The sequence below is a fragment of the Catenulispora sp. MAP12-49 genome (genome assembly GCF_041262705.1).
Lineage (GTDB): Bacteria > Actinomycetota > Actinomycetes > Streptomycetales > Catenulisporaceae > Catenulispora.
This window is the reverse complement of record NZ_JBGCCP010000031.1, coordinates 15137-26111: the sequence shown is the minus strand read 5'-3', so window position 1 is coordinate 26111 and position 10975 is coordinate 15137. Positions and strand designations below refer to the sequence as shown.

The following is a 10975-nucleotide window of genomic DNA, read 5'->3' as shown; positions in this document are numbered from 1 at the left end:
ACCTTGAGATCATGGAGAAGGAGCCTGACACCGCGCGGCCGGCTCGGCCTGCGGGTGACCTCACTGGTCGGGGCGCTCGCGCTGGCCGTGGCGGTCCTGCAGGTCTCCGTCGCCGGCGCCGGGACCATCCCGCCGCTGGGCGCCGCGATCAACCCCGGCACCGGCGTCTGGATCACCGCCGACCAGGGCGACCCGCCGCACGACCAGACCCTCACCCTGCCCGGCCTGGACAGCACCGCCACCGTCTCCTTCGAGGCGAACGGTACCGCCCACATCAACGCCGGCACCGACGCCGACATGTTCAAGGCCCTGGGCTACACCCAGGCCCGCTTCCGCCTGTTCGAGATGGACATGGCGCGCCGCCAGGCCGAAGGACGACTGGCCCAGACCACCAACGATCCCGCCGCACTGCCCTCCGACGAGTACGAACTCGACCTCGGCCTGCTGCGCGCCGCTCAGCGGGACTGGGACGCGCTGCCGACCGACTCCCCGGCGCGCGCCGTGCTCACCGAGTTCACGCAGGGCGTCAACGCCGCCATGGCGGAGATGAAGAAAGACAACTCCCTGCCTCTCTACTACAAGCTCATGAACTTCTCCGCCGAGCCGTGGACCCCGGTGGACAGCCTGGCCGTGCAGCGGCTGGAGACCCAGACGCTTTCCTTCGACCCGCTGCCGACCGCTTACAGCTACATCGCCGGAGCGTTCGGCCAGCAGAAGTTCGATCAGCTCTACAAGACCGTCGGGCAGAACCCGCAGTTCCCGTACGACCCGGGTCCGTACCAGAAGCTGCCGCTGACCCCGATGCCGGCGCGCGATGACGGCGCACCGACGCCGACCGGCGGTACCGTGCCGCAGGCGGCGGGCTCGGCGGCCCAGTTCCAGACCGGATCCTCCGCGCAGGCGATCGACGCCTCCCTCGCGCTCCAGGACCGGATGTCGCAGCTTCCTGTGAACGCGTACCACACCATCGGAGACAGCAATGCGTGGGTGGTCTCCGGCAAGCTCACGGCCTCCGGCAAGCCGATCATGGCCTCGGACCCGCACCTGGACCTGACCATCCCCTCGATCTGGTACCAGGTGGAGCTGAATTCGCCGTCCTACCACCTGTCCGGCGTCACCGTGCCCGGCATCCCGGCCGTACTGGACGGCAAGAACCAGCACATCAGCTGGGGTCTGACCAACTCACAGCGCCCGAACACCTTCTACTACCTGGAGCAGACCGACGCCGCACACCCCGACCAGTACTTCTGGGACGGGCAGTGGCGGCCGATGACCAAGATCGTCAACAGGATCAAGCTGCACGACGGCTCGACGGTCACGTACACGACCCGGATGACGGTGCACGGCCCGATCATGACCGTCCAAGGAGTCACCGCGGCGGTGTACTTCACCGGCTCGATGCCCAGCGACAACCTCGACAGCATGCTGACGATCGAGAAGGCCACCACTTTCGACCAGGTCCACCAGGCGTTGCGCACCTGGATCACGCCGGCGCAGAACTTCGCGTACGCCGACGACTCCGGGAACATCGGCATCATCAACGCCGGTGTCCAGCCGCAGACCTCCGACAGCTGCCTGCCGTACCTGCCGATGTCCGGCACCGGGTCGTGTGACGTCATCGGCACCATTCCGTTCGAGGCGCTGCCGATCACCTACAACCCGCCGTCCGGGTTCGCGCAGACCGCCAACCAGCGGGAGGTCGGTACCGACTACCCGTACTACTACGGCCAGGGCTACGACTTCTTCGACCAGGGGTGGCGTTCCACCGAGATCACCAAGGCACTCACCGGCGCCACCGGCATCACCTCGCAGCAGATGCAGGCCCTGCAGATGTCCTCGGTCGACGACGTCGCCCGGAACCTGCTGCCCACAGTGCTGAGCGACTTGCAGGGCGGGAAGTGGGATCCGGCGGAGACCAAGGCGATCAACGACCTGAAGAACTGGAACTACACCGTCACCGCGAACTCCACCGCGGCGGCCGTGTTCGGCCGGTTCATGGTGATGTACGGATACGACGTGTGGCACCCGGTCTGGCAGCAGTACAAGGTCCCGGCCCCGCCACGCGACGTGTTCACGCCGCGCACCAGCGACAGCACGTACGCCGTGGACGGACTCAACGGCCTGTTGATCAACATGACCATCAGCGACACGGACAACCCGGTCTTCTCCCCGCCCGGATCGACGACCCACAACGCGACCGACGTCGTGCGCGCCGCCTTCGCCTCCGCCGTCACCGGCATGGAGAAGACCCGCGGGCCCGACGAGAGCAAGTGGACCTTCGGCGGCACCCACAAGGTGATGATCGCTTCGCTGCTGAAATCCCCGACGCTGGACGAGGGCCCGTTCCCCACCGGCGGCAGCGGCCGCACCATCAACTCGGTGGTCAGCGCCGCCCCGGTACGGCACGGCAAGACCCTCACCGGAGTGGCCGTCGGCGGCGTCAGCTGGCGCATGGTCGTGGACTGGGGCACCGGGCAGGCGGTCGGCGTCTATCCCGGCGGACAGAGCGAGAACCCCGCCTCCCCCTGGTATTCAGACCGGCTCGCCGACTGGTTCGCCGGACGCAACTCACCCCTGCTCGAGGGCACTCAGGCCCTGGCCGCGACGAAGGGACGGACATGGACACTCAAGCCCTGACCCGGCGCCTGCCCGGCAGGCGCACCGGCCGGCTGGCCGGCTTGGCGGACCCGGACACGGACACGGACTCCAGCGTCCTCGGCCGGATCCTGACCCGCGGCGCGGCCGTCGGCGTCGGCGGAGTCGTTCTGGACTGGGGCGGCAACCAGCTCGGCTGGTGGTGGGTCACCATCCTCACCGGCATCGGCGCCGCGCTGCTGTTGCACGGCCGTGCGGTGGCGCTGTTCAGCGTGGCGGTGCCGCTGGTCAGCTGGGGCGGCGATCTGTTCCGCCGCTGGACCGAGATGGACACCACGCGGGTCTCCCGCGTGACGATCGGGCTGGCCGGCATCAGCGACAACGCGGCGTGGCTCGGATACGTGCTGACGGTGCTGTACGCGATCGCGCTGTGCGCCGCCGGAGCGTGGGTGACCGCGGCCGTGCGGCAGGTCGTCGGTGCCACTCAGGAAGTGAGGCGGGGGACGGGAGCCGTCCCGATCCCGGTGCCCACCGAGGAACCCATCGAACATCAAGAGGAGACGGTTGGCGATGTCTGATGACGAGGACACCCGCGAATACGCGGTCGTGATCAACCACGAGGAGCAGTACTCGATCTGGCTGACCGGCCGCGACCTGCCCAACGGCTGGACCGAGGTCGGGGTCCGCGGACCCAAGCGCGACTGCCTGGACCACATCGACCAGGTGTGGACCGATATGCGGCCGTTGAGCCTGCGCAAGGCGATGGCCGCCGCGGCCGCCGGCGAGCCGACGGAGGGATGAGCATGCTGCGATACAGCCGGGCCTACTCGCCCGAGGCGCTGAAGGGCTTCGAGGCGGCGTCGCAATGGGCTGATGCACATGCTCCCGTGGGCCCGTTGTTCCTGTGGGAGGACCTCAGCCTCACCGCCGACGCGTTCGCCGACGAACCGGCGTTCCGCGACGACAGCGAGCAGTGGCAGCGGTTCTGCCACGAGGAGCTCGGGTTCGCCGTTCCGGCGGACGTGGGCTGAGTCGCTTTCCCTGAAGGACGCTGCCGGACCGGATCGGGCCCGGCCCGGCGGCTTCGGGGCGGCGCGCGACGGTGCACGCCGCCCCTCGTTGTGATTCCTTGATCCCTTCGAGCCACGGGAGATCGTCGATGAGTGCCGAACCTGCGACGGCGACGCCGGCCGCGTCGCGCGAAGGGCGTTCACCGCTGGCCCCGCTGCGTCGCCGCGACTTCCGGATCCTGGTCGCCGGGCAGTCCCTGTCCACGCTCGGCGACATGGTGTACCTGGTCGCCCTGCCGTTCCTGATCCTCGGCTCCGGCTACGCCACCAGCGGCCTGAGCACGACCCTCACCGGCTTCGGCCTGGCCAGGATCGTCACCGCGCTGCCCGGGGGAGCGCTGGCCGACCGGTTCGGCGCGCGGCCGGTGATGCTCGGCGCGGACGTCGTCCGGTGCGGCGCGCTGACCGCGTTGACGGTCACCGCCGCGCGGGGGACACCGTCGTTGGTGCAGCTGGTCGTCACCGGAGTGCTGCTCGGGGCCTGCGAAGGTGCGCACCTTCCCGCGTACCGGTCCATCACCCCGGTGCTGGTCCCGGACGCCGAGCTGCCGGCCGCGAACTCGGTCGGCATCGCGGCGAACCTGTTCGCCAACGTCATCGGACCGCCGATCGGAGGCGCCCTGGTCGCGGTGGTCGCGCCCTGGCCCGCGGTCGGGGTGGACGCCGCCTCGTTCGCGGTATCCGCGCTGGCCCTGCTGGCGATCAATCAGCGCCACCGCGCCGCGCTCTGCACCGAGGGGCCGGATTCGGCGCTCGCCCCGCAACAGCCGGACACTGTCAGAACGCTGTCCCTGGCCGCCTTCGTCCGTTCCTCACCACTGTATCGAACGGTCCTGCTGATGACGGCGGTCCTGGGCGCATCGGTCGGCGGCACGCTGGAAGTAGCCCTGCCGGTCCTGACCCGCAGCCGCCACGACCTCGGCCCCGCCGGCTACGGCTGGCTGATGGCCGCCCTCGGCGTCGGCATGCTCGCCGGCGGCGGGTCGGCCGGCGCTCTCGTCCACGGGAAACGCCAGGGGCTGATCGTCGTCGCGGCGCTCGCCGTCAACGGCGGCCTGCTCGCCGCGCTACCCCACGTCGGTGGACTGCTTCCCATGGCGGTGACGATGGCGGTGATCGGCGCGCTCGACGGCGTCCTGGCCGTGCTGGTCATGACCGCCACCCAGCGCATGCCGCCGCCGTATCTGCTGGCGCGCGCCCAAGCCCTGATCAGCCTGGTCACCTTCGCCATGTTCCCGTTGTCGGTGGCCGTCGCCGGCCTGGTCCTGCGCCACTGGTCGCCGGCGGCGATGTTCCACCTCACCGGCCTGGGCTTCGCGGCGGTGGCGCTGACCGGCCTGGCCAGCCGCAGCCTGCGCCGGCTCTAGTCGGGCGCGCCGCCGAGCCGCCTGCGGGCCGTCTCGGCGAGCGCCTCGACCGTCAGCAGCCGAGGCAGGAGTTCACGCTCGGTCGTCAGCGCGCGGAACGCCACGCCGATGGTGACCTCGTGGCCGGGACGGTCCAGGACGGTGACCTCGTCCCCGGCTTCGACGTGCCCCTCCTCGGCCACGCGAAGGTAGGCGCCCGGGGCGGCGCGCTGTGTGAAGGTCCTGATCCACCCCCGCTCGCCCAGCCACCCCGCGAACGTCCGGCACGGGATGCGCGGCGCGGTCACCTCCAGCAGCGCCGTGCCGGCGCGCCAGCGCTCGCCGACGATCGCGCCGGTGACGTCCAGTCCCGAGGTGGTCAGGTTCTCCCCGAAGATCCCGTTGCTGAGGGTGCGGCCCAGAACGGCGGACCACTCGTCCAGGTCCTCCCGCGCGAAGGCGTACACCGCCTGCCCCGGGCCGCCGTGGAACCGCGTGTCGCACAGAACGTCCCCGGCCAGGCCGCTGCCGCCGGGCCCGGGCACCGTGATCCGGACCGGCCCGGGCGCCGGCCGCTTGTCGATACCTGTGAAATCGGCATCGGAGTGCTCGGTCGGCTGCGCCGAGCCGACGTTCACCGATACGACCCGGGGAAGCAGTGCCATGATCCGACGATAGCCGTCCTGGGGTTCGCAGCCATGACAGCCGGACCGCATACCGTCCGCGCACCGTAGAATCGGTAGCCGATATCGGTTTCAACACTGTTCATGGAGGGGGCATTCGGTGCGGGAGTTCCAGCGAGGCGCCGTGCGCCTGCACATCCTCCATCACGCGGCCGAGGAGGGCGTGCACGGTGCGTGGCTGACCGAGGAACTCGGACGGCACGGCTACGACATCAGCCCCGGAACGCTGTATCCGACACTGCACCGGCTGGAGTCCGAGGGGCTGCTGTCGTCCGAACAGCAGGTCGTCGAGGGCCGGACACGGCGCGTCTACCGCGCCACCGAGGCCGGCCGGGCGGCGCTGGCCCAGGACAAGGCCTCGCTGGCCGAGCTGGCCCGTGAGGTTCTGGGCGACGCCGGTCCGGCGTGACCGGGCAGGCGGGAGTCAGCCGACCGGCCAACCGATCAAGGCGGCCCCGACGCCCAGCACACCGGCGCCGACCAGCGTGCTGACGACGCCGCGCCGCAGCGCCAGAAGCCACGCCCCGGCGATGGCGAGGACCCCGAACTGCCACAGGTGCTGGAGCGCGGCGGCCAGGGGGATCGCTGATCCGGCGATGGCCCCGATCACCGTCGGTCCGGCCCCGGTGAGGAAGGCCTGGACCCGTTCACTGGTACGCAGCCGGTCGAAATGTGAAGCCCCGCCGATGACGAACAGGAACGACGGTCCGAAGGCGACGAGTGCGGCCAGCAGTCCGCCTCCGATGCCGGCCGCGGCGTAGCCGACCACGGCGACGGTCTGGACCACCGGGCCCGGGGTGATCTGGCCCAGGGCCACCGCGTTGAGGAACTGGGCGTCGGTCATCCAGTGGTAGGTGTGGACGGCGTCGTGTTGCATCAGGGGGATGATGACGAACCCGCCGCCGTAGGACAGAGCGCCGACCTTGAACGCCACCCACGTCAACGCGAGCAGACCGCCGGTCGCCGGGGCGGCCGCGGCCAGTGGAACGGGCGCGAGGCCTCGCGGGGCGCGCGGCGCGGCCCGGCCGGTGCGGACCGCCACCTCCAGCAGACCGGTGCCGATCATCGCGAGCACCAGCCAGGGGCCGACCAGCGCTGCGGCGAGCGCACCGACGGCGCCATAGCAGACCCAGCGGATCCGGGCCGGCCTGGCGGTGCCGGCCCGTTTCCAGCTGCCGGGCACCAGACCCCACGCGGCCTGCACGGCCACGGCGGCCACCGCGGCGCCCGCGCCGGCGGCGGCGCCGCGTACCGCGAGCGGCGGATTCCCGGCCAGGAACAACGCCGCCAGCGCCAGGATCAGCATCAGGCCGGGGACGATGAAGCAGACACCGCCGACGATCGCGCCGACGGTGCCGCGCAGTCGCCAGGCCGTGTATATCGCCAGTTGCGTGGACGCCGGTCCCGGCAGCAGGTTCGTCGCCGCGATCCCGTCCTCGAACTCGGTCCCGGTCAGCCACGCGCGGCGTTTGACGCACAGGTCGCGCAGCAGCGCGATGTGCGCGGGCGGACCGCCGAAGCCGACGCAGCCGATCCGGCCCCACTCGCGGGCGATGGTCGCCAGGCTGACGGGTCGGTCGCCGTCCCGGCCCGGCGTCGTCTGTGCCAGGTTCGCCACGCCTGAAGCTCCTGCCTGCGTGCCCGATCACGGGCTCCGATATCGGTTCTCGATATCTTATGGCCGAGGCGGCTCTCGGTGTCGGCCAGCAGGAACTGGCTGCCGCCGATGAGCACGGCCCGCAGGCCGTCGACGACGTTGACCTGCCGGATCTGGTCCGCGCGCAGCAGGTCGCCGTCGGTGGAGGTCACCCAGACGCAGGTCATGACCGTTCTCCTTGCCTCATCGCGGCTTACGGGCTCGGCAGCTTGTCCCGGGGCGCGCCCTTCCGGTGTTCGGCCCCGGCGGAACGGGCACTCAGCGCGGGACCACCGCGACCGGGCATTCCGCTTGGTGCAGCAGGGTGTGGACGATCGGCCCGGGCCGCATGCCGAGGTGCCCGTCGGCGCGCCGGTGCGCGCCGGCCACGATCAGATCGGCGGTCTGCGTGGCCCGGGTCAGAACCGCGCTCGGGGGTTCGTCCGCCGCCTCGATCGTGCAGCGGACGTCGGGGAACTTCGCCTGCCAGGGGTTGAGCCGCGCCGCGGCCGTCGTGCGGATGTCGGTCATGAAGCGGGCCTTGGCCGTGTCCAGGCCGGCGGCGCCCTCCGGCTCGGCGGTGCGGGTCCAACCCAGGTCCCAGGCGCTGATCGCGCGCAGTCGGGCGCCGCGCGCGGCGGCCTCGGTGAAGGCGAACCCGATGACGCTGTCGGCGGCGTCCTCGATGTCGAGCGCGAGCACGACCGAGTCGGCCGGTTCCCGGGGTTCGCCGCGCACCACCATCGTCGGGCACGAGGCCAGGGTCAGGGTGCGCATGGACACCGAGCCGAGCAGCAGGCCGGCGAACCCGCCGCGGCCGCGGTTGCCGAGCACCAGCACCTCGGCGTCCCGGGACGCCTCGGCGATGGCGTCGGCGGTGGGGCCGGAGATGACGGCCGAGTCCACGGGCATGCCGGGATAGTGCCGGCGCAGCCATCGCACGCCGTCGGCGGCGACCTTCTCGGCGGCGTCCTGCAACGGCGTCTGGATGTCGGCCGGCATGTAGCCCATGGGAGACGGCACGGCGATCCAGTGGAAGCCGGTCACGACGGTGACGCCGGCGTCGCGCCAGGCGGCCTCGCGTCCGGCCTGGGCCAGGGCGCGGTCGCCGGACGGGCTCTGGTCGTAGCCGACGACGACGGTGTGCTTCATGATGACGTCCTCTCTCGGGTCCGTTGGGCTCGATTCCGGAAGCCCGCGGTCATGACGAGGTCCCGCGGTGCTGTGGGGCGGAGGGTGACCGTGGCGCCGTCGGCGGCTGTACAACCATCGTCGATCGGCCCGGCCCGCCCCGGCAGCGGCGCAAGGCCCGGCAGGAACGGGGCTTTCGGCCCGTGGACCTGAAGATCACTCGGGCACGATCGCGACAGTGCAGTGCGCGTGGTGCAGCACGGCGTGCGCCAGGCCGCCGAGCCGGACTCCGTCCCCGTCGGAGTACCGTTGCGCGCCCAGAACCAGCAGGTCGGCCAGGCGGCTGGAGTCCACCAGCACCCGGCTGGGCACGCCGGTCAGCACCTGTGTCTGGACGTAGGTGTCCGGGTGCTTTTCCCGCCACGGGGCCACCAGGGATTCCAGGCGCAGACGGTGCTCGCCGGGCAGCTCGGTGAACTGCGAGCGCGCGAAACTGCCGAGGGTGATCGGGTACTGGTAGCTGGGATCCTGCCGGGCGTTGAGCGCGACCAAGCCGTAGCCGCGCAGCGCAGCTTCCTCGAACGCGAAGCCGAGCACGTTTCCGCCGGTGGTGGGGGCCAGGACGTCGACGCCGACCAGGACGCGTTGCGCGGCGGCGAAGTCGACGTTCTGCTGGCCGCGTACGACCAGCACTGGGCAGTTCGCGTGGACCACCGTGCTGAGGGCGGCTGAGCCCAGAAGCATCCCGGCGAAGCCGCCGCGCCCCCGGCCGCCGACCACCACCATGGCGGCGTCCTTGGCCAGCTCGGCCAGGCACGGCCCGGGCTGCCCGCTCATGGCGTAGGTGTGGACCTCCAGGTCCGGGTGTGCGGCGTGGACCTCGGCGGCGGCCCGGGCCAGCAGGTCGGTGGCGGCGTCGCGCACCGCGCCCTCGGGGCTGTCGTTGCCGGGCGTGACACCGACGGTCGCCGGCGGCAGCCAATGGTAGGCGTGGGCGAGCCATAGTGGCGCGCCGTGGAGTTCGGCCTCGTGCGCCGCCGCCGTGATGGCGCCGGCGCTGTGTTCGATGTCGTCGATGCCGACGACGACGGCGGGTCTCATGTTCTCGGCCTTTCGTGCCGGGGAATCCTGACTTCACCCTCCAGCCGCGACCGGGTCCGGGTAAGGACCTGAGGTCCCGGTCGTTTCGGGCCGAAAGGCCCTCCTGTGAAGCCCTGCGCTGGACTCGGACCCCGCTGAAGGCCGACGACGGGACGCTGGAGGCCGTCGGCGAAGCACGCTGTGCCCCTGGACTGCGACATCCCGGAGATCGCTGACGAGGTTGCCGCCGGCCGCGCGCTGGTCGCTCTGGGCAACCGGCTGCTTGATACCGGGGAGAGCGACATCGAGGAGCTGGAAGGGCATCAGGCCGCTTCCGGGATCAGACCGCGATGGGGGGCCGTCTGCGGGTCGTAGGTTCCTTCTGACCCGTCCTCGAAGCGACCGGGGGGTCGTCAGTTCAGGGGCACCACGGCGATCGGGCAGTGCGCGTGGTGCAGCAGCGCCTGCGTCACGGGCCCGAGGAGCATGCCGTGCTGTCCTTCCGCGTTCCGGTGCGCTCCGGTGACGAGCAGGTCCGCGTGTTGGGAGGCGTCGACCAGCAGGCCTGCTGTCGAGCCGGTGCCGATCTGGTGGAAGGGGCGGATGGCGGGGTGGCGCGCTTCGGCGGAGTCCACCAGGGTGGCGAGCCGGTCTTCGCGTTCGAGCTCGATGCGGGTGATGTCTTCGGCGATGCCCGGGTCCTGCTGTTCGTAGGGGACGAGCCAGGGCTCGTCCCAGATGTGTGTCACGGTCAGCCCGGCCTTGCGGCGAGTCGCCTCGTCGAAGGCGAAGTCCAGGACGGTGTCGCAGTTCTCGTCGATGTCGACGGCGGCGACGATGCGTTGGTGGACGTCGACGGCGTTGCCACGGACCACGATCACCGGGCAGCAGGAACCGGCCAGGGTCCGCAGGGAGGTGGAGCCCAGTTGCAGGCCTTGGAAGCCGCCCGCGCCTCGGTTGCCCACCACCAGCAGGTCGGCGGTGTGGCCGGCCTCGGCGAGCACCTTGCCCGCGTAGCCGGGCACGGCGTGTGGTTCGACGGGCAGGTCGGGATACAGCCTGCGGATTCGGCCGGCGCCGTACTCGGCGATCTCCTCGGCGGCCTTGCGCGTGGCCGCCTCGGTGTCGGCGAAGGACTGGGACCCGGGTCCCGGCGGCGTCAGCCAGTGGTACGCGGTGGTGACGACCAGGGATCCGCCACGGTCGTGTGCTTCGCGCGCGGCGACGTGCAGCGCGTACTCGCCCGAGGGGGTGCGGTCGAATCCGACGGCTACGGTCGCTGTCATGGGAACCTCCAGGGTGGAGTACTGCCTTTGACATCTCTTTCACAGTCGCGCCGCATTGGGCCTGCGGACCAGGGCTGGACGTCCCGGTGCGGGCAAGGCCGTTGGCCCTGGTGCGACTTCGTTCGCGGGTGCGCGCGTCGCGGAGCCT

12 protein-coding genes are annotated in these 10975 nt (G+C 71.3%); 7 read left to right on the top strand and 5 right to left on the bottom strand.

Annotated elements, in window-relative coordinates; translation table 11 throughout:
• Positions 1-3 precede the first annotated feature (3 nt).
• From ABIA35_RS37680 to ABIA35_RS37660, 5 genes are all read left to right on the top strand, one after another.
• Positions 4-2637 carry a penicillin acylase family protein gene (locus tag ABIA35_RS37680; protein ID WP_370361121.1) on the top strand — a complete coding sequence of 878 codons (2634 nt, stop codon included), beginning with the start codon at positions 4-6 and terminating at the stop codon, positions 2635-2637.
• Positions 2619-3173 (top strand): hypothetical protein, encoded by a 555-nt coding sequence (locus tag ABIA35_RS37675; RefSeq protein WP_370361120.1) that lies wholly within the window; start codon positions 2619-2621, stop codon positions 3171-3173. The genes ABIA35_RS37680 and ABIA35_RS37675 overlap by 19 nt, the downstream gene beginning before the upstream one ends.
• The gene (locus ABIA35_RS37670) at positions 3166-3396 is read left to right on the top strand and encodes an MbtH family protein (RefSeq protein ID WP_370361119.1); all 231 of its coding nucleotides are present in this window, start codon (positions 3166-3168) and stop codon (positions 3394-3396) included. The genes ABIA35_RS37675 and ABIA35_RS37670 overlap by 8 nt, the downstream gene beginning before the upstream one ends.
• Complete coding sequence (locus tag ABIA35_RS37665) at positions 3393-3626, top strand: hypothetical protein (RefSeq protein WP_370361118.1); 234 nt, start codon at positions 3393-3395, stop codon at positions 3624-3626. The genes ABIA35_RS37670 and ABIA35_RS37665 overlap by 4 nt, the downstream gene beginning before the upstream one ends.
• 128 nt (positions 3627-3754) lie before the next feature.
• A complete protein-coding gene (locus ABIA35_RS37660) occupies positions 3755-5032 on the top strand; it encodes an MFS transporter (protein ID WP_370361117.1) in 1278 nt (425 codons plus the stop codon).
• Here ABIA35_RS37660 and ABIA35_RS37655 read toward each other — a convergent pair.
• Positions 5029-5676: an MOSC domain-containing protein gene (locus tag ABIA35_RS37655; RefSeq protein WP_370361116.1), complete on the bottom strand. Its 648-nt coding sequence runs from the start codon at positions 5674-5676 to the stop codon at positions 5029-5031. The genes ABIA35_RS37660 and ABIA35_RS37655 overlap by 4 nt on opposite strands.
• 118 nt (positions 5677-5794) lie before the next feature.
• Here ABIA35_RS37655 and ABIA35_RS37650 point away from each other — a divergent pair, with 118 nt between their 5' ends.
• A complete protein-coding gene (locus tag ABIA35_RS37650; RefSeq protein WP_370361115.1) occupies positions 5795-6103 on the top strand; it encodes a PadR family transcriptional regulator in 309 nt (102 codons plus the stop codon).
• A gap of 15 nt (positions 6104-6118) precedes the next feature.
• Here the strand turns inward: ABIA35_RS37650 and chrA are convergent, their stop codons facing one another.
• The 3 genes from chrA to ABIA35_RS37635 form a co-directional block, all read right to left on the bottom strand.
• On the bottom strand, positions 6119-7312 hold the full coding sequence (chrA, locus tag ABIA35_RS37645) for a chromate efflux transporter (protein ID WP_370361114.1): 1194 nt from the start codon (positions 7310-7312) through the stop codon (positions 6119-6121).
• Positions 7313-7609: 297 nt separating this feature from the next.
• Positions 7610-8482 (bottom strand): universal stress protein, encoded by an 873-nt coding sequence (locus ABIA35_RS37640; protein WP_370361113.1) that lies wholly within the window; start codon positions 8480-8482, stop codon positions 7610-7612.
• 195 nt (positions 8483-8677) lie between these two features.
• A complete protein-coding gene (locus ABIA35_RS37635) occupies positions 8678-9562 on the bottom strand; it encodes a universal stress protein (RefSeq protein WP_370361112.1) in 885 nt (294 codons plus the stop codon).
• Between the two features lie 180 nt (positions 9563-9742).
• On the opposite strand from ABIA35_RS37635, the gene ABIA35_RS37630 reads away from it, so the two are divergent.
• On the top strand, positions 9743-9916 hold the full coding sequence (locus ABIA35_RS37630) for a dsRBD fold-containing protein (RefSeq protein WP_370361111.1): 174 nt from the start codon (positions 9743-9745) through the stop codon (positions 9914-9916).
• A 38-nt stretch (positions 9917-9954) separates the two neighbouring features.
• Here ABIA35_RS37630 and ABIA35_RS37625 read toward each other — a convergent pair whose 3' ends face one another.
• The gene (locus ABIA35_RS37625) at positions 9955-10827 is read right to left on the bottom strand and encodes a universal stress protein (RefSeq protein ID WP_370361110.1); all 873 of its coding nucleotides are present in this window, start codon (positions 10825-10827) and stop codon (positions 9955-9957) included.
• Between the last annotated feature and the right edge of the window lie 148 nt (positions 10828-10975).

What these genes read in the sequence shown, in the direction of transcription:
- ABIA35_RS37675 (WP_370361120.1), top strand. Translation starts at nt 2,619, where the DNA reads ATGGACACTCAAGCCCTGACCCGGCGCCTGCCCGGCAGGCGCACCGGC.
- ABIA35_RS37670 (WP_370361119.1), top strand. Translation starts at nt 3,166, where the DNA reads ATGTCTGATGACGAGGACACCCGCGAATACGCGGTCGTGATCAACCAC.
- ABIA35_RS37665 (WP_370361118.1), top strand. Translation starts at nt 3,393, where the DNA reads ATGAGCATGCTGCGATACAGCCGGGCCTACTCGCCCGAGGCGCTGAAG.
- ABIA35_RS37660 (WP_370361117.1), top strand. Translation starts at nt 3,755, where the DNA reads ATGAGTGCCGAACCTGCGACGGCGACGCCGGCCGCGTCGCGCGAAGGG.
- ABIA35_RS37655 (WP_370361116.1), bottom strand. Translation starts at nt 5,676, where the DNA reads ATGGCACTGCTTCCCCGGGTCGTATCGGTGAACGTCGGCTCGGCGCAG.
- ABIA35_RS37640 (WP_370361113.1), bottom strand. Translation starts at nt 8,482, where the DNA reads ATGAAGCACACCGTCGTCGTCGGCTACGACCAGAGCCCGTCCGGCGAC.
- ABIA35_RS37635 (WP_370361112.1), bottom strand. Translation starts at nt 9,562, where the DNA reads ATGAGACCCGCCGTCGTCGTCGGCATCGACGACATCGAACACAGCGCC.
- ABIA35_RS37625 (WP_370361110.1), bottom strand. Translation starts at nt 10,827, where the DNA reads ATGACAGCGACCGTAGCCGTCGGATTCGACCGCACCCCCTCGGGCGAG.